Below are 24003 nucleotides of genomic sequence, written 5' to 3' on the forward strand. Positions count from 1 at the left end.
TGCTTTTTATAAATCAAACGGACTGTAGTAAATACCAATGAGAATCGCTTCTATTACCAGAAGGAGCGGTACTCCGTACTTAAAAGAAGCGTGTTTCGTTTTATGTCTGAAGGTTTGCATGCCAAGCCAGACACCGAGCGCTCCAAACACGATGGCTATCAGCCACAGCCGGTCTTCAGAAATTCTCCATTTGTGCTGCTGCGCTTTGCGTTTGTCAACGCCCATCACCCAAAAACCGCACAGATTCATCAACACCAAATAGACTGCAATAACCATGTTGCCTCATCCTTTATATAAAAAAGCCGCTCTACTGGAGAGCGGCTCTATATGATTACTTGTTTAATTGAGCTTTAGCAGCATCAGCAAGCTGATTGAATGCAGTAAGATCGTTTACAGCAAGATCAGCAAGCATTTTACGGTTTACTTCGATACCAGAAAGCTTAAGACCGTGCATTAAACGGCTGTAAGAAAGGCCGTTCATGCGAGCAGCTGCGTTGATACGAGTGATCCAAAGTTTACGGAAATCACGTTTTTTCTGACGACGGTCACGGAAAGCATAGTTTCCAGATTTCATGACCTGCTGGTTAGCTACTTTGTATAATGTATGTTTTGAACCGAAATAACCTTTTGCTAATTTAAGAACCTTTTTACGACGCTTACGCGCAACAGTTCCGCCTTTTACTCTTGGCATTAAATTTCCCTCCTAATTGTTCCTTATCCGATTACTTGATGTTAGCAAGCATTTGTTTGATACGTTTGAAGTCTCCTGCACTTACAACAGCACTCTTGCGAAGCTTACGCTTTTGCTTTTGAGATTTGTTAGCGAATAAGTGACTTGTATACGCGTGAGAACGTTTTAACTTCCCAGAACCTGTCTTTTTAAAACGTTTAGCAGATCCGCGGTGAGTTTTCATTTTTGGCATGGGATTTCCTCCTTATTGCTTTTCGTTTTTCGGCGCGAGCATTAAGAACATGCTGCGGCCGTCCATTTTTGGTTTTGTTTCGACAGTCGCAACCTCAGCACATGCTTCAGAAAAACGGTCTAACACACGCTGACCGATTTCTTTATGAGTGATTGCGCGTCCTTTAAAGCGGATAGAAGCTTTCACTTTATCGCCTTTTTCAAGGAATTTAATCGCATTGCGCAATTTCGTGTTAAAGTCATGCTCATCGATTGTCGGACTTAACCGAACTTCTTTTAAGTTAATGATTTTTTGATTCTTGCGTGCTTCTTTTTCCTTTTTCTGTTGCTCAAATCGGAACTTACCGTAGTCCATGATTCGGCAGACAGGCGGTTTTGCATTCGCTGCAACTAACACAAGGTCAAGATTTGCGCGGCCGGCGATTTCAAGTGCTTCCTGACGGGACTTGATGCCAAGCTGGTCGCCATTTTGTCCGATTAAACGGACCTCACGTGCACGGATACCCTCATTAACCAATTGATCTTTGCTAATAATGAGCCACCTCCATAGTTTCTTCGAATTGATTCACAACTCATTTTGACTGCATTCTGCAGGCAAACAAAAAGTGTGGGCATTATAAAACACCCACACTACGAACATCTGTATCAATAAAAATGTACGGTCAACCTGCCAACTACATGCATGTGTCAATCAGGTGAGAAGCGGGTGCTTCTGCTTGTGATTTATATTCAATTCAATAACTATTCTACACAATACCGGATCTTTAGTCAAGGACGACTTATCCGGAACAACTTTTACATTGTAACATGGGTTTTCTATGAGCGCAAGAGAGAAAAAGAAAATCTTTCATCCTCAACCAGAATGTGAAGAACCAACAACTCCCCAACCTACTCCCTATTTCGCAATTTACAACAAAACCACCGACAGGAAGAAATGTAAAACAAAGTTAATCTCTGACCGATATAAGAAGCAGAAGGGAGCCTGACACATGAACAAACTGATACAGCTTGCTTTATTTTTCACATTGATATTAACCGGTTGCTCGAATAGCAGCACATCTTCCGAACCAAAAGTCGAAACTGTTAAGACAACTGCAGCATTTCCTGAAAAGGAGCTGGAGAAAGAGCTAAAAAAACTAAAACCCGTTTCATTAGACACGAAGTTCGAGAGTCCACTCGCTACTGAGTTAGGAAAGCGGAAGGCAAAAGAAGAAGCTGAAAAGCAAAGACAAATCGCCGCCGAGAAAAAGCTTGAAAAAGAGCGGGAGGCGAAACGAAAGAAACAGCAGAAGGAAGCAGCAGAGAGACAGCGATTAGCGGAAGCAGAAAAACAAGCTGAACTTGAAAGACAGCGACAGGCAGCAATCCAAAAAGAGCAGAAAGCGAATGCTGAAAAAAAGCGGCAATCGCAGGCACAACGGCAGCAGACCGAGGCACCCTCATCTAATTCTTCCTCGAGCCAGACAGATAAAACCATTCAACAGCCAGCTTCAGAGCTTCCTGATGACGATGGTTATGGTTATGAAGAACGAAAAAAGTGGCATGACGATCAAGTAGAATGGGGCATTAAACAAGGGTATATCGATCCCGAAGACGCACCATAAAAGAAAAAAGCCAGGGCTGAATGCCTTGGCTTATCCTCCAATCAACTGCACGAACACAGGAATGACAAGAACCGTTACCACTCCTACTACGACAACCGCAATACTCGCCATCGCAGCTTCAACTTCTCCCATCTCAATCCCGACCGCTACACCAAGTGCATGTCCGGATGTTCCGAGAGCCAATCCTTTAGAAATCGGATTCTTTACTTTAAACACCTTCAAGAACAATGCTCCGAGCGCATATACGATGACAGCGTTAAAGATGACCGCAAAGGCTGTGATGTCGCTGATGCCCCCGATGCCTTTTGATAAAGGAAGCGCAATTGCCGTTGTAGCCGCCTGCGGAAGCATGCTTTTCATTACGGCCGAATCGAGATGAATGCCTTTTGCGAGCAAATAAACAATCGTGACAGAGCAGATAGACCCGGCAATAATGGAGGCCATGATTTGCCACCAGTATTTTTTAAGCTTATCTCTTTGTTTGTACAAAGGAATGGCAAAAGCAATCGTTGCCGGTTCCAGGAAAAACTTAATGATTTCTCCTCCGTTATTATAGTCTGCGTAGGAAAAACCGCCGATTTTTAAAAATGCGATCCCAAGCACCATGGCAACAAACAAAGGAGTGAAAAGGAAGAAGCCTTTTGTTTTCTTAAATAAAAAGGTGCCGATGCCGAATGCAGCAAGTGATACGACAATCCCAAAATAAGGACTCATTGTGCTTTCCATGTGATGAACCTCCTGTTTCCTTAATGGTGAACAAGTTCGTTATTGTTCTGCGGGCTTTGCACTGTTTTTGTTTTCATGTCCGCTGCAGTTTTGCGATTTCCGCCCAGCGAAAGAATCAGCTGAGAAAACAATCCCGTAGCCCCCAGCAAAATAATCGTTGCGAGCAGAATGACAAGAACAATTTGCAGGCCGTATTGCTGCATCACACCAAGCGAATTCATAACAGATATACCTGACGGAACAAATAAAAATCCGATCAGAGAGGTTAAAGACGTTCCGAGCGTTTCCACTTGTTCCAGTTTAATGACTTTCAAACATAATAGGAGAAATAATAAGACCAACCCTACAACCGATGCGGGGATAGGTATTGGGACAATAGCGGCAATCATACTCGAAACCAGCATAATGACGGCAAAAATAAATGCTTGTGTTAAAAACCCGTACACTTTTTTAGCACTCATTTTCTTCACCTCTTTCTCTTTGGTACCCTCATTATAAATAAGAATCCCTTATTATGAAGCGCTTACAAGGTAACATGCCGAATAGCGGGTCTGAGTTGCAGAATCAAATGGCTGAAATGCAAAAAGCCGCCCATCAAATATGGAGCAGCTTTTTCAATTCTTTCGCATATGTCCGGCTGACCGGTATTTTCGATCCGTCTTTCATGATCAGATTATACGTTGAATTAAACCATGGCTGAATTTCTTTAATATATTCGGTATTGACGACAAAGCTCCGATGGACGCGGATAAAATCAGAATCCGGAAGCTTTTTCTCAATCACAACAAGCGTCTCGCTGACCGTATAAGAATGATCGAAGGTTTTTACATTAACATGGCCATCCTCTGTTCCAGCATAGATAATGTCCTTCGTATCCACGATCACAATCGATTCTCCCACAGATAGCGCGAGCTTATGCTGCCCGGCATGGCTGTTTTGATCTGTTTCGACAATATCCCGATTGACTTTTTTGTATTTTTTCAGCGTTTGCTGAATTCTTTCCTCATCGAAAGGTTTGGTTAAATAATCAAGAGCATCTACCTCAAACGCTTTGAGCGCATACTGGTCATACGCTGTCGCGAACACAACAGCAGGAGGATGCTTCATTTTCTTCAATCGCTTTGCGATATCAAAACCGTTCTCTCCGGATAAATCAACGTCTAAAAACAGCAAATCAGGTTTTTGATCCATCATTTGGTCAAAAGCGGATTCGATATTTTCCGCTTCATTGATTTCCATTTCCTCATTGGTCCGCTTAAGCAAGTAAGCCAGTTCATCCCTTGCCAGCATCTCATCATCAACTATTAACACCCTGAGCATGTTCTTCTCCCTCTTTCATCTGTTGCATTGGCACTTGAAAGGAAACCTCTGTCCCTTTATGAACCTCACTGCTGATATGCAGCGCAGCCTGCTGTCCGAATAAACCGATCAGCCGCTGATTTAGGTTATAAAGCGCTGTCCCGGTTCCCTCCTTAGACGGAAATGGCTTCTTCCCCAGTTCCTGCAGGACGTCCGCCGGTATTCCGCGTCCGTTATCCGTCACCTTCATATAGACGGACGCATTATCAGATATGACACAGACTGTAACCTTGCACATGTCTTGTTTTTTCGGAAACGCGTGCCGAAGCGCGTTCTCGACTAGCACCTGCAAAACAAACGGAGGGATTTCAATCTGCTCCAGTCTGCTGTCGATATTGAGCTCAATTTTATATTTCCCGGGAAAACGCGCCTGTTCTAATGACAAATAGGCGTTAAGATGGTTTAACTCCTTTGAGAGCGGGATCAGCAGCTGTCTCGCTCCTTGAAGGTTTGAACGAAAATAAACACTGAGCTGCAATAGGAGCTTGCGGGTTTTTTCAACATCTGTGCGGCAGAGCGCAGAAATCGTGTTGATCGCATTAAATAAAAAATGCGGATTCACCTGTGCTTGAAGCGCCTTGATTTCAGCATCCTTGAGAAGCTTGCTTTGCAGCTCTGCTTCCCCAAGCTCAAGCTGTGTCGAAAACAGCATGGCCAGTCCCTCAGCAAGCTCCTCCTCTACCTGGCTAAGGCCTGCCGGGCTTTTAAAATACATTTTTAAGGTGCCGATTGTGTTGCCGTTCGATGTCAGCGGCAGGACAATTGCGGCATGCAAAGGGCATTCAGCATGCGTGCATTCAATCTCTTCCTTCGAAATCGCCTTCATGATCTGCCCTGTTTTAATTACCTTTTTAGACAGGCCGGTGATCAAGCTTTTTGATGGAATGTGGTGATCCATGCCCGCGCCGACATGCGCAAGGATCTTTTTTTTATCAGTGAGCGACACCGCATCTGTCCCAGTCAGCTTATGGATAATAGCCGCCACACTTTTACAGGAGTTTTCATTTAATCCTTGGCGAAAAAATGGAAGTGTCTGATCAGCAATTGTCAGCACTCGATGCGTTTCGAGAGCCCTCGCCTGCTCTTCCTTGCGAATGATTGCTTGAATAATCGACAGAAAAATAAAACTTCCTGTACCATTGATCAGGATCATCGGAATCCCGATCATGCTGACAAGCTCCCAAGCGTCACTGAACGGCTTTGCCATCAGCAAAATAATGAGCATTTGCAGGGACTCCATGCCGATTCCCACAAGAGCGGCGATACGCGGTGTCGGCATTCGATATCGCTTCGTAAAATACCTGCCGATCAAGCCTGCAAGAACACCCGCTAAAATGGATGACACGGCACAGCTTAAGGCCGTGCTGCCACCGAGTGAAAGACGATGCAGGCCCGCCAGTATGCCAATTCCAGTCCCTACAAACGGACCTCCGAGAAGGCCTCCGATTTCCACACCCAAAATACGGGTATTCGCGATAGAGCCCGATGGATCTATCGTAAGCACCCAGTCATTGTTTACGATCATATTTCTTTGAATTTCGATACCTGTATAATTACTGATGATGCTGAAAAGAGAAAAAATAGAAATCAAAACCGCTTTTCCTTTATAGCCGTCCTGATTCTGAAGAGCTTGTCTGAAAAGTTTCGTATGGGCGAGAATGAACCCTAATATAACAATAATCCCTACCCTCTCAAGCATCATAATCATCAAATGAATCATTCATGTCACCTGTTCTTTCCGTTTTCATTCTAGCATGTTTTCGTTTTGCGGCTGACTGTTTTTTTAAAATCATCTGAAAACATATTTCACAAGGCTTTTATCTATTGTAAAATAAAACATGAGCCTTTTGGCAGAAAGATTTGAATCTGAAGCAGAGGAGAAGATCATGAAAGCCGTATTTTTTGATTTAGATGATACACTACTTTGGGACGAAAAAAGCGTCAGAACAACATTTGCAGAAACTTGCTTACAGGCGGAGAAAAAATATGGCCTTGACCCGGAGGAATTCGAAGCAGCTGTTCGCGAAGCGGCGAGAGAATTGTACATGTCATATGAGACGTATCCATATACAGTGATGATCGGCATTAACCCGTTTGAAGGACTGTGGTCCAATTTCTCAGAGCCTATCAGCGAGGGCTTTCAAAAGCTGAACAAGATTGTGCCGGAGTATAGAAGAAACGCATGGACAAACGGACTGAAAGCGCTTGGGATCAATGATCCTGCATATGGCGAATACTTAGGAGAGTTTTTTGCGGCAGAGCGCAGAAAACGCCCGTTTGTATATGATGAAACATTTGCTGTACTCGATCAATTAAAAGGCAAATATGAATTATTGCTTTTGACTAATGGCGATCCGAGTCTGCAAAAGGAGAAGCTTGCTGGTGTGCCTGAGCTCGCCCCTTACTTCAATGAAATCGTCATCTCTGGCGCATTCGGCAAGGGCAAGCCGGATGTTTCCATTTTTGAACATTGCCTTAAGCTGATGAATATTGAAAAAGACGATGCCATCATGGTCGGCGATAATTTGAATACTGATATTTTAGGCGCTTCAAGAGCCGGAATCAAAACCGTTTGGATCAACCGGACGGATAAGAAAAACGAAACTGACGTATCGCCTGATTACATCATCAGCAGCCTTCATGATTTGTTTCCTATATTAGAGAAATAAAAAAGCATGATCTCTTCAATGAGATCATGCTTTTTTATTTTATTTTTTCGCTTCAGCTACTGCCTTTTTCACAAACTCATCAAGAGAAATCGTTTCAGAGTTCTGTTCACCGTATTTCCGCACGTTTACCGCGCCGTTTTCTGCTTCTTGGTCACCGACCACCAGCATGTACGGGATTTTTTGCATTTGTGCTTCACGGATTTTGTAGCCGATTTTTTCATCGCGGCTGTCGACTTCAACACGCAGGCCTTCACGCTGCAGGCGTTCCTGCACTTTTTTCGCGTAGTCTAAATGCACAGCCGGAGAAACCGGGATAACTTGGAACTGAACCGGTGCAAGCCATGTCGGCAGCGCGCCTTTGTGTTCTTCGATTAAGAAGGCGACAAAGCGTTCCATTGTGGAGACGACGCCTCTGTGAATGACAACCGGGCGGTGCTGCTTGCCGTCTTCACCGATGTATGTCAGATCGAAACGTTCCGGCAATAAGAAATCAAGCTGAACCGTAGACAATGTTTCTTCTTTGCCGATTGCAGTTTTTACTTGAACATCAAGTTTAGGGCCGTAGAATGCCGCTTCACCTTCTGCTTCGTAATAGTCATGGCCGATTTCGTCCATTGCCTCTTTCAGCATGGATTGCGCTTTGTTCCACATTTCATCGTCATCAAAATATTTCTCTGTATCTTCCGGATCGCGGTAAGACAGACGGAATGTGTAATCACTTAAACCGAAATCCTCATATACATCCTGGATTAAACGAACTGTACGGATAAACTCATCCTTAATTTGATCCGGGCGCACAAAGATGTGTGCATCGTTTAACGTCATTCCGCGTACGCGTTGAAGCCCTGACAGCGCACCTGACATTTCATAGCGGTGCATCGTTCCCAGCTCCGCAATCCGAATCGGAAGCTCGCGGTAGCTGTGAATGTCTTGTTTGTAAATCATCATATGGTGCGGGCAGTTCATCGGACGCAATACAAGTGTTTCATTGTCCATTTCCATCGGAGGGAACATGCCTTCCTGATAATGGTCCCAATGTCCTGATGTTTCATACAGCTCTTTGCTGCCGAGCACAGGTGTATACACATGCTCATAGCCAAGGCTTATTTCTTTATCGACAATGTAGCGCTCGATGACGCGGCGGATTGTTGCGCCCTTTGGCAGCCAAAGCGGCAGGCCTTGTCCGACTTTCTGAGAGTTCGCAAACAGCTTTAATTCTTTGCCGAGCTTTCTGTGGTCGCGTTCTTTCGCTTCTTCTAGCATACGAAGATGCTCTTCAAGATCAGCTTTTTTGAAGAAAGCTGTACCATATACGCGCTGAAGCATTTGGTTTTTGCTGTCACCGCGCCAGTATGCGCCTGCAAGGCTTAACAGCTTAAATTCTTTGATTTTCCCAGTTGAAGGAACGTGGACGCCGCGACACAGGTCAAAGAATTCGCCTTGCTCATAGATCGAAACGGTTTCTCCTTCAGGAATCGCATCCAATAGTTCAAGCTTCAGGTCATCACCGATTTCCGCAAAACGGGCTTTCGCTTCTTCACGGCTGACTTCTTTTCGAACGATCGGAAGGTTCGCATTGACGATTTTTTTCATTTCTTTCTCGATTTTCGGCAGATCCTCCGGTGTAATCGCTTCGTCCATTTCTACATCGTAGTAAAAACCGTTTTCGATGACCGGACCGACGCCGAATTTAACATCCTTGTAGATGCGTTTAATCGCTTGAGCCAGTAAGTGAGCCGTACTATGGCGCATAATTTGAAGACCTTCTTCCGAGCCTTCTGTAATGATTTCCACTGTACCGTCTTCATTGATCGGCGTTCTCAAATCGATTTCTTTTCCGTTCAGTTTTCCGGCTAATGATTTTTTCTTTAAACCCGGACTGATGGATGCCGCGATATCTTCTGTTGTTGTTCCTTTCGCAAACTCCTTGACTGCTCCATCAGGAAATGTGATTTTTACCATATCTGACATCTTTGTCACTCCTTTTTTTGCATATAAAAAACCCCGCCCCCTATGAAAGGGACGAGGTTGAATAAACGGAATCGTGGTTCCACCCTTTTTTCCGCAAAGCCAATACGGCACCTGCGGCTCTAAGCTCTGTAACGGGAGTTCCCGTCAGCCATTACTGTTCCTTTTCAAGGGGTTCACAGCTGAAGTTCAAAGGCGGTAAAGCGAATGGTCCTTAGCTGGGAAGCTTGCAGCCGGGGCTTCCCTCTCTTTGAGCCGGTATCATTCCTTCGTGTCCTTATCAATACGTGTGTCTTTCTTAATCTCCTATGTATTATAAATTGTTCAATCCAAAAAATCAACACGGCCGCGTTTCCTTTTTTTAAACCGACAGCCTTATATATACAGGCTGCCGGCCCTTATCCTTCCGATTGCTTCACCGTTGTTTCTGCATCTGAAAAAGCGTGCAGCGGAAGCATTTCCACTCTTTCTTGAAACACGTTTTGAATGGTCCTTGCCATCATGTGCTCGGGCTGGTCGGTATAAAGCACGACTTCATCAGGCGCAATGGAAATCAGAGGCGCGAGCAAATGAGAATCAATATACATAGGATGATCCCGGACAAACCGCCTGTCTATGTATTTCATTTTTTCCCGTTCCGGCACATAGCGCAGCTCCCATAATGTAAAGGAACCATCATGGACAATATGCACTTTTTTGATACGCGGCTGTTTGGCGTTTACATAGTCTCTGAGTGTTTGAATAAAGTTTTGATATTCCTGTTCCATCTTATATTCATCAATCGCTGCTTCTGTAATATCTCTCAGCTGCTTATAGTATGATCCAAGCCGGAAGGTCTGAAAAGAGCGAATGTAAAATACGCCTTCCTCTAAACAGATCGTTTGGAGTTCATCCAAAATAGATTGTTTCCGTGAAAGCTTCAGCGGCTCAAACTGAAGATCGTCTGCTTCACCTTCAATAATACTGTGTGCGAGCTGAAGAATTTGCTGCTGTTCATCCTGGTCAGTGAAACAATATGTTTCCTCAATCAATGACAGCATATGCTCGTCTTCTTTGCATTCCAAAAAAAATTTGACCAGAATCGGCTCCATAAAACGTTGAATAGAGAAAGCCGGCTTCGCTTTTTTAATCCCGATTTTTCGTATGCCTTCACGGACAATGATATTGTTCCGATCGTCCGAATGCTGAATGAGATGTAAAAAAGCGGCTGCATCATGGTCATCTTCAAAGATTATTTCAAGCATGTTTGTCCCCCCTTACGGCATCTGTTACAAGTATATGGGGGATGTTTTTAAAATAGACGTAAAGGTCACTGGCAAATCTTAATTTGATTCCTGGAACAAGTTTTGCATTTTCTTTCTGAAGATTAATGGCAGCGAAATAAACACGATATACAGAGCGAGAACAAGAAAGAAAGCTGGCAGATTGCCAGACAAAAAGCTCGCTCCCAGAACATTCAGCGCAATGGTCCCAGGGATGATTCCCACAGCCGTCGCCGCAAAATACGGCATCGCTTTGACATTGGAAAGGCCTGCAGCATAGCTGACGAAATCAAAATTGATCGGCAGGATTCTTAAAAGGAAGATATAGAAAAATCCGTTATCCTCCATTTGCTTCTGGATGGCTTCAAGCTTTTCATAATAGCCGTTCTTTTTCGCCGCAAACAAACCGGCCGCAAAAAACGAAACAGCTGAAGCACACATTGAACCGACTAACGTATAAAACGTGCCGAGAAGCGGACCAAACGCAAGTCCGCCCGCTATTGAAATAACAGACACCGGAAATAAAACGAGCGGCCTGACGATGGATATCCCGATAAACATCAGCGGAGCAAAAACACCGAACGACAATACCCATATCCTGATCTCTTTCGGCGATACATTCAAATATCTTTTATTTCCCCAAAAGATTAAACCTGCACCTGCCAGCACTGCCAGCCATTTAAAAGCGGTTTTTCGTTTCATACCCTCAGTTCCTTCCCCTTTGAACCGCAGCAGTTACGGATGGCGGCGGTTTTCTCCGTCAAGGCGGATCGGAGCAGCCAAATATAATATCCGCTCCATTAATCTTGCCGCTTTTACTTCTTCCTTTTCTCCCCTTTGCGAATACGTAAAATGATGCTTCAGCTCGTCAGGTGAGAAATTAGAAGAAAAGAAAGTAGGCAGCTGCTGGGACATTCTGTGTTGAAGCACTGTTCCGATGACTTCATCCCTGACCCAGCTTGTCATTGATTCAGCTCCGATGTCATCTAGCATCAATACGGGTGTGGTCTTTACCATATTGAGCTTCTCTTCTAATGTTTGGTCTTGCAGGGAATTTTTAAGCTCTCTCACAAATTCGGGCACATAGACAATCATGGATGAATATTCTTTTTCAGCCAGCTCATTGGCAATCGCAGCGAGCATAAACGTTTTTCCCACCCCGAATTTCCCGTATAAATATAGTCCTTTGCCTTTTCCCGTCTCGTTATAGCTTTTCAGAAAATCTGTAACATGCTGGAACATCGCGAGCCTGCTCGGGTCACTGATATCGACCTGCTGGAACGTCGCACCGAGAAGATCCTGCTGGATATACATGCTTTTCATAAGAGACTTTTGTTTTTTCTGCTGGTCGAGCTTCCGTTTAACTGGGCATTCATAATATTCGATATCAATAGACCGCCCATTGACAACAAGCTTCGGATGGTAGCCCTCCAACAAATTGTTGCAATTTTCGTCTTCCGAACAATAGGAGCAATTCTTGCTTTGTTCGATATATTCATAAAGCTTATTTAAGCTCTTTTCGATCATTTTTTGGTCAATCACTTCTTCGTTTTCCTTCAAAAACGCTTGAACATCTTGATCTTTCATGACCTTTTCCTTCATTTGTTCAAGACGTTTTTGAAAATCCGGCCTGCCGGTTACGCCCTGCAGGGAACGGCCGATTGGTTCCATCTATTCCTCACCCCGCATCTCTGTCTTTAATAGGCAGAGTATTTTTTCAGTTTTTGCATTTCTTCCATCATCTTTTTCTTCTGTTCTTCCAAATCTTGCGGATGCAGCTTCTGCTGTCCGGATTCTGAATCGGACGCTGTTTCTTTTTCTTTCATCCAGTCAGGAAGCTTTTCTTCGCGAATCACTTTTTGGTTTCGTTTCGAAGACTTTGTTTTTCCCTCAGCCCATTCAAGGTATTGGCGGTTCTCTTCTATCGCGAGTTTCATCGCTTCCCTGACCGTTTTTACCTTTTTTCGTGCCCAATGCGACGCGATTTTTTGAATATAGTTTTTCGACAGCTTCATGTCGGTTTTCAGCATGACATAATAAATTAACACATTTGTGACGCCTGGCTCGAGTTTCTGTTCGAACATAATTTCTTCTATGATTTTCAGATCCGCTTTTGACGGCTCTGTTCCGTCAGCAATGTCCTGCAGAAGCTTCTTCGGAGAAATCGTCTCCAGCAATGCGATCAGCTTCCCGTCGAGAGAATCCTCTTCTGCCGGTTTTTCGCCTTCACGCAGATGCACCGGCTGTGTTTTTTCCACTAAATCGGGCAGCTGTCCGTTTCTTTCGATTTGATACCAGTCGCTGGCCGCTTTTCTTAATGCCTCCGTCGTAATGACATCATGCTCATCAATTGCGCTCATCACGACATTTTGCATCTGCAATGGGTCAATTCCGTACAGATAAGAAAGCTTTTTGATTGTGTCCCGCACCTGCTGGGTCATCGCTTTTCTCGGAATCATCGTCTCAGAAAGTCCCGCTAAAAACAAATCAAAATCAAACACATCCTCCGTTATGGTGTAGGACGGAGCCTGTCCGACAGAAGTATACTCGGTCCCCTCGGCAAGTCTTACCGTTTCCTCCATATCAGATGTGAGCTTCCATTCACTCGGCTGCAGCGATTCAAACGCGTGATTAAACGGCCGCGTAATGTCCTTCGCATCTTCTGAAATAGCCGGGTGCGTAAAAAATTGTTTTAATTGCTGATATTTCGTTTTTCCGACCCTATTGTACAGAAAAACATTCAGCATTCCGTCTTCAAAAAATTCATTTGGCCTGAGCGGCGGAAGGAGTTCATATATAAAGAGGCGCTCCTGCCGCTCGGATTCTTTCATATATACTTTCAGCAATCCGATGCCCTCGAGCTTCCCCTGTTCCTGATGGATCGTTTTTAAGTTGGACTGTGTCATCCCCATCAGCTGTCTATGTGTGGACTCTCCGCCCCACAGACGGTTTTGTTCAAGCTCTCCCCACAATGTCATATAAAGAGAGAATGCAACAGGGCCGATTAAGGGCTGGTACAGTTGTGTAATAATTTGTCTGTCAATATCCTGCAGCATCGATCTGCTTTTCACCACATACGGGTCTACAGGCAGTACATCTTTCCAATAGTCAGCCATACATTCTCAAACCTTCCGAATTTGTTTCTACCTTTCATTTTACACCGTTTCTTATATCTATCAAATGCCAATTTTGCACATGAGAAAAGAGCTAGAAGAATCCTCTTAGCTCTTTTAACGCTCTTTCTTTATTAAGTCTTTTAATTCGTCGATAAAGACGTTTATATCTTTAAACTGCCGATAGACGGACGCGAACCGCACATATGCGACTTCATCAATCTTAGCCAGCCGGTCCATGACCATTTCTCCGACGAACTCACTCTTCACCTCAGAGCAGCCTTGATTGCGAAGTTCTTTTTCAATATCAAAGCACATGTCTTCAAGCGTTTTGAGTGAAACAGGCCTTTTTTCGCATGCTTTTATGAGGCCGCGCAGCATTTTTTCTCTGCTGAACTCCTCACGCACACCTTCTTTTTTCACAACGATGAGCGGGGTTTCCTCCACTTTCTCAAAGGTCGTAAATCGGTAGTGGCAGGATTCACACTCGCGTCTTCGGCGAATCGATTTTCCGTCATCCACAGGCCGTGAATCAAGGACTCGCGTTCCGTTATGCTGGCATGAAGGACATTTCAATAAAATCAGCTCCCAACTATATCGTTCCCTGCAATGTATTTTCGGCAGCCTCCGCCTTATCAAAATAGATGTGACAGCATCTGTCGGGAGAGCCGTTGTTAAATTTGTTTCTATGGCATTAGGTGGTTTGTGAAAATCTCCTTCTTATTTTACAAAAAAAATGAAAAAAGAAAAAGCTGACACTCTCGTTTCTTTATAAAAAATAAAAGGAGCATAAGCTAAAAAGCGCATAATGGCCTTCTAGCTTCAGCTCCCTTTGTGTTCGCATTTACTTTATAGTACTTTTGCTTGCGCCTGTTTAATTTGCACAGGCCCCATTCCTCTCGGTATTTCAATGTTTTCTCTTGTATCAGCATGTAATGCTTCTGCGATGTAATCAGCAGCAACATTAGGATCTAAGTCTCCACAAGTATAAACATCAATGCTCGCATATCCGTGCTCAGGAAAACTGTGAATCGTTAAGTGTGATTCAGAAATAATCACAACTCCGCTTACGCCTTGCGGTGCAAATTTGTGAAATGCAACCTCGCGCACCTCAGCACCTGATTTTAGAGCAGCATTTACAAACGTTTTTTCAATAAAATCCATGTCATTCAGCTTATCAAAATCGCATCCCCATAGCTCGGAGATAACGTGACGCCCCATTGTTTCCATAGTCATGGACCCCCCTTAACAAGAATTAAAAAGTGAAATTCCAACAACTGGGTCGGCCATTTACCACGGGGGAAAGTTAGTCCGGAGAGGTCCTAACCCTTTAAGTAATTCCGAAACAGTCTCAAGCAAGAAGTTCACGAAAAATAGTATACTGTGTTTAAGTCTAATTTGCAAGGTGCGTTTTTTTAGAAATATGCTGTTAAGGGTTTTTTCTTTAAAATGTGTCCATGACCTTATTTTATACAGCAGACGGATGTTTCATTCGTGCCGCTACATGGCGGATCAAATCAACAACTCTGCAGGAGTAGCCCCATTCGTTGTCATACCACGCCAGCACCTTTACTTTCCTGTCTTCCATTACCATTGTTGTAAGCCCGTCAATGACCGCCGAATGCGGATTTGTATTATAATCAGTCGATACAAGCGGTTCATCTGAATAATCAAGTACACCGTACATCGACGTTTTGGCAGCGCGTTTAAATGCCTCGTTTACGTCTTCAGCCGTAACATCCGTTTTCAAATCAACTACGAGATCAACCAATGAGACGTTCGGAACAGGGACACGCAAGGCGAGGCCGTGAAGCTTTCCTTTCAGATGCGGCAGCACAAGTGAAAGCGCCTTTGCCGCTCCTGTTGTCGTCGGAATGATGGATTCACCGCAAGCCCGCGCCCGGCGCAAATCTTTGTGCGGGTTATCAATATTTTTTTGGTCATTCGTATACGCATGAACTGTAGTCATCAGCCCGCTCTCAATGCCAAACTCTTCATCCAGCACTTTTACAACAGGCGCAAGACAGTTTGTCGTGCATGACGCATTTGAAATAATCACATGGCGCTCAGCGTCGAATTGGTCTTCATTTACCCCCATCACAATGGTAACGTCTTCATTTTTTCCCGGCGCAGTCAAAATGACTTTTTTTGCGCCCGCTTCTATATGGCCCATCGCTTTATCTTTTGAATTAAACTTCCCTGTTGCTTCGACGACTATGTCAATATCATATTCCCGCCAAGGCAGCTGTTTTGGATCACGGCTGTTTAACAAAAGCACTTTCTTTCCATTTACGATCAGGCTGTCTTCACCAGCCACAACCTCTTTATCGTATCTGCCGTGAATTGTGTCATACTTTATTAAATGAGCCAGCGTTTCTGCGGAATAGCTGGCGTTAATGGCCACTATTTGAATTTGATCGTCTAACATCGCTTTTCTGAAAACCATTCTTCCGATTCTTCCAAACCCGTTGATCGCTACTTTTACCTTCATGTTGGACACCCCTTATCAATTATGCCATCCTAATATGTTACTATCTAAAATTAGTATAACACATTAAAATAAATTCGCCAGTACATATTGATAAAAATCAACGATTATAACGCTAATTTATGATACATCATATATTTTCTTGCACAAAATATCAGGCGTAAAGCCAAAAAGCAGCCAGCGCTCTGCACTGACTGCCCTTATGCTTTATAATTCCTGTTTCAACTTATCATTGAGCACACTTTCTTCTAACACAGAAAAAGTATCTCCGTACACTCTGTTAATATGATTCGCTCCCCAAGCACACAGCATATCTAAAATCCCTTCTAAGCTGCGCCCGTATTCGCTGAGCTCGTATTCCACTTTTGGAGGAACCTGATTATAAACGATCCGGTTAATGACACCGTCCGCTTCCAGCTCACGCAGCTGCTGGGTCAGCATCTTTTGCGTGATGTTGGGCATCAGGCGCTTTAATTCACTCGTGCGTTTTTTTCCGTGCGTCAGATGGCATAAAATCACGCATTTCCACTTCCCGCCAATCACTTCAAGAGTCGCTTCAACAGAAATGTTATATTTTTTCTTCTCCATACAATCCATTCTCCTTACAGGCACCAAAAAGTGACTATAGCACTTAAAAGTACGTACTTTTCTTTCCTAACGATATGTTTCATAATCACATTTGCCGGCTGATTTGAATCTGCTCTTTTTTATTTATATAGCTTACTCAGCAGAATTTCAATCATACAACACACATACAAAGGAGGAACATCATGACTTCAGCCAATAAAAGCAGTATTCCTGCACTCCTGGCTTTGGCCGTAAGTGCATTCGCGATAGGGACAACCGAATTTATCAGTGTCGGCCTTTTGCCGCTCATTGCTGATGACCTGCATATTCCAGTCACAACAGCGGGATTGACTGTTTCCCTTTATGCACTCGGCGTTACATTTGGAGCACCTATATTAACTTCATTGACCTCAAGCATGTCTCGTAAGACACTATTGCTTTGGATCATGTTTATTTTTATTGCCGGTAATACGATGGCAGCAACCGCTTCAAGCATCGGGATTTTATTAGCAGCCCGTGTGATATCGGCATTTTCACACGGTGTGTTTATGTCAATTGGTTCGACAATCGCAGCGGATATTGTCCCGGAGAATAAAAGGGCCAGCGCGATTTCGATTATGTTTACCGGCCTTACTGTGGCAACTGTAACCGGAGTTCCTTTCGGCACATTTATCGGCCAGCAGTTCGGCTGGCGTTTTGCCTTTATGGTCATTATCGCCGTCGGAATCATTGCTTTTATTACAAATGGCATTCTTGTACCGTCCAAATTACGAAAAGGGACAAAAACAACGATGCGGGATCAATTGAAGCTTGTGACAAACGGCCGGTTATTGCTTTTATTTGTCATTACAGCTCTTGGGTACGGAGGAACATTCGTTGTATTCACATATCTATCTCCCCTGCTTCAGGAAGTAACAGGCTTCAAAGCCGGAACTGTTGCAGTGATTCTGCTCGGATATGGAATCGCTATCGCTATCGGAAATATGATTGGCGGAAAGCTGTCTAACCGAAATCCGATTGCCGCTTTATTCTATATGTTTATCGTACAGGCAATCGTTCTATTTGTACTGACATTTACGGCCTCATATCAAGCAGCAGGCCTCATCACCATTCTCTGTATGGGATTGCTGGCCTTTATGAACGTGCCCGGCCTTCAGGTGTATGTCGTCATGCTGGCTGAGCGTTTTGTCCCGAGTGCAGTTGACGTCGCATCCGCGATGAATATCGCTGCCTTTAATGCAGGGATCGCGCTTGGCTCATACCTTGGTGGTGTGATCACCGATTCAATCGGATTGATTCATACCACTTGGATAGGCGGATTAATGGTGGCCGGAGCAGTTATTTTAACAGGCTGGAGCCGCTTGATGGAAAAACGGGATCGGCAGGAAGCCTGACAATTTTAAAGGAGGAAATAAACATGACAACACATTTACAAGCAACAGCAACACTTCATAATGGGGTAAAAATGCCTTGGTTCGGCCTCGGCGTCTTCCAAGTGGAGGAAGGATCTGAACTGATAAACGCAGTTAAAACTGCCATTGCCCACGGGTACCGCAGTATTGATACTGCAGCTATCTATGGAAATGAAGCTGGAGTCGGAGAAGGGATTCGGCAGGGCATTGAAGAAGCAGGCATTTCAAGAGAGGATCTGTTTATTACATCGAAAGTATGGAATGCTGATTTAGGCTACGAGGAAACACTCGCCGCATTTGAAACAAGCCTGTCAAAACTCGGTCTGGATTATTTAGATCTATACCTCATCCACTGGCCTGTAGAAGGAAAGTATAAAGATGCTTGGAGAGCGCTTGAAACGTTGTATAAAGAAGGCCGTATCAAAGCAATCGGCGTAAGCAACTTCCAAATTCACCATCTTGAAGATCTGATGACGGCAGCTGAAATTAAGCCTATGATTAACCAAGTGGAATTTCACCCGCGCCTCACACAAAAAGAATTGATAAGTTACTGCCAAAATCAGGACATCCAGATGGAGGCTTGGTCACCTTTGATGCAGGGGCAGCTGCTGGATCACCCTGTATTGGCTGACATCGCTCAAGCATATAACAAATCTGTCGCGCAAATTATTTTGCGCTGGGATCTGCAGCATGGCATCATCACGATTCCAAAATCAACGAAGGAACACCGCATTAAAGAAAATGCAAGTGTCTTTGACTTTGAATTAACACAGGATGACATGAACCGAATCGATGCCCTGAATGAAGATTTGCGCGTCGGCCCTGATCCGGACAACTTTGATTTTTAATGGCAAAAAACACCGTTCATATTGAACGGTGTTTTTTGTATTATGCCCAGCTGTTGATGATGTCATCAAGCTGCCTTTTGGTCTCTTCGAGCGTTCCGCTGTTATCGATGACTTGATCTGCTCTTGCTGTCTTTTCCTCTAGGGGCATTTGAGAGCGGATACGGCTGACTGCTTCTTCTTCCGTCAGCTGATTGCGCTTCATCAGACGTTCCAGTTGGAGCTCTTTTGTCACACTGACCACAATAATTTTATCAACCAATGATTCCAATTTGCTTTCGAACAAAAGCGGGATATCCAATACAACAAATGCCTCCCGATTTGCAATGGCCTCATCACGGCGCTTGAGCATTTCCTGCCTGACTGCGGGATGAACAATTGCATTTAAGGCGAGACGCTTTTGTTCATTTGTAAATACCATCGCCCCAAGCTTTTTTCGATCTATATCGCCATTTGAGAGCAGGATGTCTTCACCGAATTCGTCAATGATTTGCCGGTAGGCCGGCATCCCTTTTTCTACCGCTTGTTTTGCAATGATATCTGCATCTATAACTGTTATTCCTTTTTCAATCAGCATATTGGCTACCGTGCTTTTGCCGCTAGCTATTCCTCCCGTTAAACCAATGACTAAGGTCAAGAGATCCACTCCTTTTTACAATTTCCAGAGCCCAATCGTGATCAGCAGAAGCCCTGGCAAAAACGCCATTTTATCGATCCATTTCCACTTAGACAAAAAATGGCCGGCATTGATTCCGATTGATACAAACAGTGAGCTCATGATTGCCACGGCGATGCTCATCACAATCGGTGAAAAACCGAGAATGGCTGCGCCTATACCTGCCCCAAAGGCATCAATCGATAAGGCAAATCCCAATAATACCGCCTCAATTCCATTGATCACACCCGATTTGTCGATATCCGCACTCATCGGTTTTCTCAAAATATGAATCACAATCCCTAATGACCGAACCTCTAAATTAAGCAGCGTTTTTTCATGCAATAGGTATTCTTTGTCTTTCGCAGGTTTGAAAAATTGATACAGAACCCACGCACCAATTCCGACCAATATCAAACCGCCAAGCTTCTCCGTCACATATACAGGAAAAAACTTTGTGAGAAAGCTTCCGATCAGCATGGAGATAAACATGACAGCACCGGAACAGCAGGCGATAACCAAAATCGCTTTAAACGGTATTTTCATTTTTCTCAATCCGTACGTAAATCCGACTGAAAAACTGTCCAAGCTGACAGCCAACGCCAGCAGCAGTATAGAAACCATTTGCATATCCGTTTCTTCCTTTCTGTTGGTGCTCTTGTATCAGATGTGAAATGCCCGGGATTCATCACAATCATATATATGGGAAAGTGAAAAATCCGTGTTTCAAAAATGGCATCCTCTATTACAGAGTTACTGATATATGCACCGACAGCTTGGACGATGAAGCTTTATGCTGCTATTTTTTCTGGCACTTTGCGCAAAAATGCGTGCCTCTGCCTCCGACGACAATTTTCGAAATCATCGTTCCGCAATTTTTGCATGGCTTGTCTTTTTTTCCGTACACAAAATGCTGCAGCTGGAACATTCCGATTTCCCCTTGGGAGTTGATATACGAGCGGACTGTGCTGCCGCCTGCATCAATCGCTTCCTGCAGGGTATTTTTGATTTCAGCGTGAAGGGTTTTGATTGTCTGATCTGATAATTGATTTGCTTTTGTCTCAGGATGGACACCCGCTCTGAAAAGAGCCTCGTCCACATAAATGTTCCCTAGTCCGACGACCGTTTTTTGATCCAGCAGGGCAGTTTTGACAGCACGGTTTGTTTTGGCAAGCCGTTCTTTTAAATATGCACTCGTAAATTCTTCTGCATCCGGCTCCGGACCTAACTGAGAAAGCGGGAGCTCGCCCGCCTCTTCTCCCGGTTTAAATAAGTGCATGGTTCCAAACTTCCGAACATCTCTGTAACGGAGCTGGGTTCCATCCGTCATCGTAAATATGACATGCACATGTTTATCGTCTGGCTCCTCCGCTTGATGAAGCCCGTATTTCCCTTCCATTCGCAGGTGGGAAACCATGACATAATGATCTAAATGGAACAGCAAAAACTTTCCCCGTCTTCCGATAGACTGTATCGTTTCTCCTGCTAGATTTCGCGCAAATTCCTCCGGTTCGGCAGGCCGTTTGATGATATTCGGCCATCTGATCTCTACCGATTTGATTGTTTTTCCCTTTACAAGCCCGGTCAGAGTGCGCCGGACCGTCTCAACCTCTGGTAATTCCGGCACATCCATCACTTCCTATCTCTGTTTATTTCGCATCGTACCAAGATGGGCCTGATGCAAAGTCCACCTTTAACGGCACATCTAATGCAAGCGCATGCTCCATTACTTCAGGAACAAGCTTTTCAAGAATTTCAATTTCTTCCTGTGGCGCTTCAAAAATCAATTCATCGTGTACTTGAAGCAGCAGCCTCGCTTTCAGCTGTTTTTCTTTCAGCTTGGCAGCCATGTCAATCATAGCTTTTTTGATGATATCAGCGGCGCTTCCTTGAATCGGTGTATTCATGGCCGTCCGCTCCGCAAAACTGCGAATATTAAAGTTTCGGCTCGTCAGCTCAGGAATGTAGCGGCGTCGATGCATAAGTGTTGTTACGTACCCTTTTTGCTTCGCGTCCTGAACTGAATCTTCCATGTACGCTTTTACGCCTTGGAAGCTTTCCAGATAGCGGTCGATAAATGCACCAGCTTCCTTCCTGGTGATGCCGAGGTTCTGTGACAGACCGTAATCACTGATGCCGTAAACAATGCCAAAGTTCACCGCTTTCGCCTGGCGCCTCATCGCAGATGTTACTTCATCCTCAGCAACATGGAACACATCCATTGCCGTTTTCGTATGAATATCCATATCGTTTGTAAAAGCTTCGATAAGATTTTCATCCTTTGAAATATGGGCAAGCACCCGTAGCTCGATTTGTGAATAATCGGCTGCAAAAATGAGCCAGTCTTTTTCAGACGGCACAAAAGCTTGGCGAATTTTCCGTCCTTCCTCAAGCCTGATCGGAATGTTTTGCAGATTCGGATCAGTCGAGCTGAGACGGCCAGTTTGCGTTAAGGCCTGATTAAAGCGCGTGTGCACTTTATGCGAATCAGGTCTCGTCACCTTTAAAAGCCCTTCGATATATGTTGATTGGAGCTTGCCAATTTGTCTGTACTGCAAAATATAGTCGACAATATCATGCTTGTCAGCCAGCTTTTCAAGCACATCGGCAGACGTAGAATAACCTGTTTTCGTTTTCTTTACGACAGGAAGGCCAATTTTTTCAAACAAGATGACGCCGAGCTGTTTCGGAGAATTGATGTTAAACGGCTCTCCCGCGATCTCATGGATTTTTTCTTCATATTCCTTCAGCTTCGCACCCAGTTCTTCACCCATCCGTTTTAAACGGTCAACATCGACCTTGACGCCAGTTGATTCCATTTCTCCGAGAATAAGCGCAAGAGGCATTTCAAGCTCTTCAAACAGCTCAAGCTGATCATTGTTTTCCAGCTCCTGAACGAGCTTTTCCCGAAGGCTTTGAATCGCTAACGCTTTTCGGCCAAGGTGCTCAGACAGTACGTCTTCTGACGGCACTGCCCGTTTTGCCCCTTTGCCGTAAACTGATTCATCGCTCGAAACGATATGCAGGCCATAATCCTTGGCCACACTCGCCACGTCGTCATATGAATTGCCCGGGTTGATGATATAGGCCGCAAGGAGCGTATCAAACTCGGCACCCTTTAGCTCAATGCCCTGCCAGCGCAAGGCAACAACAGCCCGCTTGCTGTCGAAGACCCATTTCTTCTGCTCGTCATTTTCCACCCATTCTTTAAACACCTCAGACTCAACGGCAATGTCTTTCGGAATGAAATAAGCTCCCGTTTCATTTACGATCGAAAATCCGAGAATCGGCTCTTCATGATAATTATCGCCAATCTGTTCAACGACAAATGCGGATGGAGAAACCAATATGCCGCTGGTTACGTCTGTAACGATTTCGACATTAATGTCTTCTAACGACTGATCCTGCTCCGCTTCTGCACTGTCTTCCCCAAGCCGTTCAAGAAGCGTGTTGAAGCCAAGATCTTTAAAGATGGCAATGACCTGTTCACGGTTAAAGCCTTGATATTCCAGGCCGGAAACAGATACCTCAATCGGAGCATCCGTCATAATCGTCGCAAGCTCCTTGCTCATCAATGCCTGATCTTTAAATTCCTCAAGCTTTTCCTTCAATTTCTTTCCGCTCACCTCGTCAATGGACTCCAGCAGCTTTTCAACGGAATCAAATTGTTTTAAAAGCTTAATCGCAGTTTTTTCTCCGACGCCGGGCACACCCGGGATATTATCTGAGGAATCGCCCATCAGACCCTTCATGTCAATGATTTGTTCAGGCGTAAGCCCGTATTTCTCCTTGACATGCTCCGGTGTGTAAAATTCAACATCAGTAATTCCCTTTCTCGTAATGGCAACTGTCGTGTTGTCCGTTGCCAGCTGAGTTAAATCCTTATCTCCTGAGAAAACCTTTACTTCAAACCCGTCTTTTTCAGCCGATTTGGCCAGTGTACCGATAATATCATCCGCTTCATATTGGTCCAGTTCATAGCGGCTGATCTGATAGGCATCAAGCAGCTCGCGGATAAACGGCATTTGTTCGGATAGCTCAGGCGGGGTTTTCTGTCTGCCGCCTTTATATTCTTTAAATGTGCCGTGACGAAATGTTGTTTTCCCAGCATCGAACGCAACCAGCATATGCGTCGGTTTTTCATCCTCAAGCATTTTCATCAAAATCATCGCAAAGCCGTATACAGCATTTGTATGAACACCTTTGTCATTGCTTAACAGTGGCAATGCAAAAAACGCCCGGTAAGCCAGACTGTTTCCGTCTACAAGCACTAATTTTTTTCGTTCCGTCATTCAATTTCCTCCTAAGAAGCCTCAGCTTCCATTCATCTCTTACATAGTCATTAGCTCCTCTTATTTTAACAAAGTTCAATTTGAAAGGAAAATACGTGAACTTTAAGAGAAGACGCAAAAA

Annotated in this window: 24 protein-coding genes, 1 pseudogene and 1 other annotated feature; of the genes and pseudogenes, 4 read left to right on the forward strand and 21 right to left on the reverse strand. The window is 44.3% G+C overall.

The window, feature by feature from the left end:
• Nucleotides 1-6 precede the first annotated feature (6 nt).
• Genes CDO84_RS13665 through infC form a run of 4 tightly spaced genes read right to left on the reverse strand, consistent with a single transcriptional unit; the run spans nt 7 to nt 1457 of the window.
• Entirely contained in the window at nt 7-276 is a 270-nt protein-coding gene (locus tag CDO84_RS13665; RefSeq protein WP_040082184.1) for a DUF1294 domain-containing protein, read from the reverse strand.
• A 55-nt stretch (nt 277-331) separates the two neighbouring features.
• The gene (rplT, locus tag CDO84_RS13670; RefSeq protein ID WP_014114727.1) at nt 332-691 is read right to left on the reverse strand and encodes a 50S ribosomal protein L20; all 360 of its coding nucleotides are present in this window, start codon (nt 689-691) and stop codon (nt 332-334) included.
• Between the two features lie 31 nt (nt 692-722).
• On the reverse strand, nt 723-923 hold the full coding sequence (gene rpmI / locus CDO84_RS13675) for a 50S ribosomal protein L35 (RefSeq protein WP_003222418.1): 201 nt from the start codon (nt 921-923) through the stop codon (nt 723-725).
• A 12-nt stretch (nt 924-935) separates the two neighbouring features.
• Nucleotides 936-1457 (reverse strand): translation initiation factor IF-3, encoded by a 522-nt coding sequence (gene infC, locus CDO84_RS13680; protein WP_010886591.1) that lies wholly within the window; start codon nt 1455-1457, stop codon nt 936-938.
• Between the two features lie 58 nt (nt 1458-1515).
• Nucleotides 1516-1646: a sequence feature (ribosomal protein L20 leader region), on the reverse strand.
• 265 nt (nt 1647-1911) lie between these two features.
• On the opposite strand from infC, the gene CDO84_RS13685 reads away from it, so the two are divergent.
• The gene (locus CDO84_RS13685) at nt 1912-2526 is read left to right on the forward strand and encodes a hypothetical protein (protein WP_040082180.1); all 615 of its coding nucleotides are present in this window, start codon (nt 1912-1914) and stop codon (nt 2524-2526) included.
• Nucleotides 2527-2556: 30 nt separating this feature from the next.
• Here CDO84_RS13685 and lrgB read toward each other — a convergent pair whose 3' ends face one another.
• The 4 genes from lrgB to lytS form a co-directional block, all read right to left on the reverse strand.
• Nucleotides 2557-3252 (reverse strand): antiholin-like protein LrgB, encoded by a 696-nt coding sequence (gene lrgB / locus CDO84_RS13690; protein ID WP_003229482.1) that lies wholly within the window; start codon nt 3250-3252, stop codon nt 2557-2559.
• 20 nt (nt 3253-3272) lie between these two features.
• On the reverse strand, nt 3273-3713 hold the full coding sequence (gene lrgA, locus CDO84_RS13695; RefSeq protein WP_040082178.1) for an antiholin-like murein hydrolase modulator LrgA: 441 nt from the start codon (nt 3711-3713) through the stop codon (nt 3273-3275).
• A gap of 133 nt (nt 3714-3846) precedes the next feature.
• The gene (gene lytT / locus CDO84_RS13700) at nt 3847-4572 is read right to left on the reverse strand and encodes a two-component system response regulator LytT (protein WP_014664926.1); all 726 of its coding nucleotides are present in this window, start codon (nt 4570-4572) and stop codon (nt 3847-3849) included.
• Entirely contained in the window at nt 4550-6331 is a 1782-nt protein-coding gene (lytS, locus tag CDO84_RS13705; protein ID WP_040082176.1) for a two-component system sensor histidine kinase LytS, read from the reverse strand. Before lytS ends, lytT begins: the two co-directional genes overlap by 23 nt.
• Nucleotides 6332-6497: 166 nt before the next feature.
• Here lytS and CDO84_RS13710 point away from each other — a divergent pair, with 166 nt between their 5' ends.
• Nucleotides 6498-7280 (forward strand): HAD family hydrolase, encoded by a 783-nt coding sequence (locus tag CDO84_RS13710; RefSeq protein ID WP_040082174.1) that lies wholly within the window; start codon nt 6498-6500, stop codon nt 7278-7280.
• A 39-nt stretch (nt 7281-7319) separates the two neighbouring features.
• Here the strand turns inward: CDO84_RS13710 and thrS are convergent, their stop codons facing one another.
• The 9 genes from thrS to CDO84_RS13755 form a co-directional block, all read right to left on the reverse strand.
• Nucleotides 7320-9251, reverse strand: a complete 1932-nt coding sequence (gene thrS / locus CDO84_RS13715; RefSeq protein ID WP_014480529.1) for a threonine--tRNA ligase — start codon at nt 9249-9251, stop codon at nt 7320-7322.
• Nucleotides 9252-9646: 395 nt separating this feature from the next.
• Entirely contained in the window at nt 9647-10492 is an 846-nt protein-coding gene (gene ytxC, locus CDO84_RS13720) for a putative sporulation protein YtxC (RefSeq protein WP_040082173.1), read from the reverse strand.
• Nucleotides 10493-10570: 78 nt separating this feature from the next.
• The gene (locus tag CDO84_RS13725) at nt 10571-11212 is read right to left on the reverse strand and encodes a TVP38/TMEM64 family protein (protein ID WP_040082172.1); all 642 of its coding nucleotides are present in this window, start codon (nt 11210-11212) and stop codon (nt 10571-10573) included.
• A gap of 33 nt (nt 11213-11245) precedes the next feature.
• Nucleotides 11246-12181, reverse strand: coding sequence for a primosomal protein DnaI (gene dnaI, locus CDO84_RS13730; protein WP_014480531.1), 936 nt, complete (start codon nt 12179-12181; stop codon nt 11246-11248).
• A gap of 26 nt (nt 12182-12207) precedes the next feature.
• Nucleotides 12208-13626, reverse strand: coding sequence for a replicative helicase loading/DNA remodeling protein DnaB (gene dnaB, locus CDO84_RS13735; RefSeq protein WP_040082171.1), 1419 nt, complete (start codon nt 13624-13626; stop codon nt 12208-12210).
• A gap of 114 nt (nt 13627-13740) precedes the next feature.
• Nucleotides 13741-14199 carry a transcriptional regulator NrdR gene (gene nrdR / locus CDO84_RS13740; protein WP_040082169.1) on the reverse strand — a complete coding sequence of 153 codons (459 nt, stop codon included), beginning with the start codon at nt 14197-14199 and terminating at the stop codon, nt 13741-13743.
• A 273-nt stretch (nt 14200-14472) separates the two neighbouring features.
• Nucleotides 14473-14853 (reverse strand): adenosylmethionine decarboxylase, encoded by a 381-nt coding sequence (speD, locus tag CDO84_RS13745; protein WP_003223584.1) that lies wholly within the window; start codon nt 14851-14853, stop codon nt 14473-14475.
• A 238-nt stretch (nt 14854-15091) separates the two neighbouring features.
• Nucleotides 15092-16114, reverse strand: a complete 1023-nt coding sequence (locus CDO84_RS13750; protein ID WP_040082168.1) for a glyceraldehyde-3-phosphate dehydrogenase — start codon at nt 16112-16114, stop codon at nt 15092-15094.
• A 204-nt stretch (nt 16115-16318) separates the two neighbouring features.
• Nucleotides 16319-16699: a winged helix-turn-helix transcriptional regulator gene (locus CDO84_RS13755; RefSeq protein WP_040082166.1), complete on the reverse strand. Its 381-nt coding sequence runs from the start codon at nt 16697-16699 to the stop codon at nt 16319-16321.
• 182 nt (nt 16700-16881) lie between these two features.
• On the opposite strand from CDO84_RS13755, the gene CDO84_RS13760 reads away from it, so the two are divergent.
• Nucleotides 16882-18072 carry an MFS transporter gene (locus CDO84_RS13760; RefSeq protein ID WP_040082165.1) on the forward strand — a complete coding sequence of 397 codons (1191 nt, stop codon included), beginning with the start codon at nt 16882-16884 and terminating at the stop codon, nt 18070-18072.
• A 23-nt stretch (nt 18073-18095) separates the two neighbouring features.
• On the forward strand, nt 18096-18938 hold the full coding sequence (gene ytbE, locus CDO84_RS13765) for an aldo/keto reductase YtbE (RefSeq protein ID WP_040082164.1): 843 nt from the start codon (nt 18096-18098) through the stop codon (nt 18936-18938).
• A 40-nt stretch (nt 18939-18978) separates the two neighbouring features.
• Here ytbE and coaE read toward each other — a convergent pair whose 3' ends face one another.
• The 4 genes and pseudogenes from coaE to polA form a co-directional block, all read right to left on the reverse strand.
• On the reverse strand, nt 18979-19572 hold the full coding sequence (gene coaE / locus CDO84_RS13770; protein WP_040082163.1) for a dephospho-CoA kinase: 594 nt from the start codon (nt 19570-19572) through the stop codon (nt 18979-18981).
• Between the two features lie 15 nt (nt 19573-19587).
• Nucleotides 19588-20238, reverse strand: a pseudogene (ytaF, locus tag CDO84_RS13775) (sporulation membrane protein YtaF); the annotation flags it as partial.
• A gap of 151 nt (nt 20239-20389) precedes the next feature.
• On the reverse strand, nt 20390-21217 hold the full coding sequence (gene mutM, locus CDO84_RS13780) for a DNA-formamidopyrimidine glycosylase (protein ID WP_040082162.1): 828 nt from the start codon (nt 21215-21217) through the stop codon (nt 20390-20392).
• Between the two features lie 22 nt (nt 21218-21239).
• Complete coding sequence (polA, locus tag CDO84_RS13785) at nt 21240-23882, reverse strand: DNA polymerase I (protein ID WP_014664939.1); 2643 nt, start codon at nt 23880-23882, stop codon at nt 21240-21242.
• Between the last annotated feature and the right edge of the window lie 121 nt (nt 23883-24003).

It is taken from the genome of Bacillus sp. MD-5, from assembly GCF_002201875.1.
Lineage (GTDB): Bacteria > Bacillota > Bacilli > Bacillales > Bacillaceae > Bacillus > Bacillus stercoris.

Bases quoted from the DNA above. Each gene is read 5' to 3' on its own strand.
- CDO84_RS13755 (WP_040082166.1), bottom strand. From the start codon at position 16,699: ATGGAGAAGAAAAAATATAACATTTCTGTTGAAGCGACTCTTGAAGTG.
- CDO84_RS13760 (WP_040082165.1), top strand. From the start codon at position 16,882: ATGACTTCAGCCAATAAAAGCAGTATTCCTGCACTCCTGGCTTTGGCC.
- lytT (WP_014664926.1), bottom strand. From the start codon at position 4,572: ATGCTCAGGGTGTTAATAGTTGATGATGAGATGCTGGCAAGGGATGAA.
- speD (WP_003223584.1), bottom strand. From the start codon at position 14,853: ATGGAAACAATGGGGCGTCACGTTATCTCCGAGCTATGGGGATGCGAT.
- lrgA (WP_040082178.1), bottom strand. From the start codon at position 3,713: ATGAGTGCTAAAAAAGTGTACGGGTTTTTAACACAAGCATTTATTTTT.
- lytS (WP_040082176.1), bottom strand. From the start codon at position 6,331: ATGATTCATTTGATGATTATGATGCTTGAGAGGGTAGGGATTATTGTT.
- CDO84_RS13685 (WP_040082180.1), top strand. From the start codon at position 1,912: ATGAACAAACTGATACAGCTTGCTTTATTTTTCACATTGATATTAACC.
- ytxC (WP_040082173.1), bottom strand. From the start codon at position 10,492: ATGCTTGAAATAATCTTTGAAGATGACCATGATGCAGCCGCTTTTTTA.
- polA (WP_014664939.1), bottom strand. From the start codon at position 23,882: ATGACGGAACGAAAAAAATTAGTGCTTGTAGACGGAAACAGTCTGGCT.
- CDO84_RS13665 (WP_040082184.1), bottom strand. From the start codon at position 276: ATGGTTATTGCAGTCTATTTGGTGTTGATGAATCTGTGCGGTTTTTGG.
- CDO84_RS13750 (WP_040082168.1), bottom strand. From the start codon at position 16,114: ATGAAGGTAAAAGTAGCGATCAACGGGTTTGGAAGAATCGGAAGAATG.
- dnaI (WP_014480531.1), bottom strand. From the start codon at position 12,181: ATGGAACCAATCGGCCGTTCCCTGCAGGGCGTAACCGGCAGGCCGGAT.
- dnaB (WP_040082171.1), bottom strand. From the start codon at position 13,626: ATGGCTGACTATTGGAAAGATGTACTGCCTGTAGACCCGTATGTGGTG.
- thrS (WP_014480529.1), bottom strand. From the start codon at position 9,251: ATGTCAGATATGGTAAAAATCACATTTCCTGATGGAGCAGTCAAGGAG.
- ytbE (WP_040082164.1), top strand. From the start codon at position 18,096: ATGACAACACATTTACAAGCAACAGCAACACTTCATAATGGGGTAAAA.
- rplT (WP_014114727.1), bottom strand. From the start codon at position 691: ATGCCAAGAGTAAAAGGCGGAACTGTTGCGCGTAAGCGTCGTAAAAAG.
- rpmI (WP_003222418.1), bottom strand. From the start codon at position 923: ATGCCAAAAATGAAAACTCACCGCGGATCTGCTAAACGTTTTAAAAAG.
- CDO84_RS13710 (WP_040082174.1), top strand. From the start codon at position 6,498: ATGAAAGCCGTATTTTTTGATTTAGATGATACACTACTTTGGGACGAA.
- CDO84_RS13725 (WP_040082172.1), bottom strand. From the start codon at position 11,212: ATGAAACGAAAAACCGCTTTTAAATGGCTGGCAGTGCTGGCAGGTGCA.
- lrgB (WP_003229482.1), bottom strand. From the start codon at position 3,252: ATGGAAAGCACAATGAGTCCTTATTTTGGGATTGTCGTATCACTTGCT.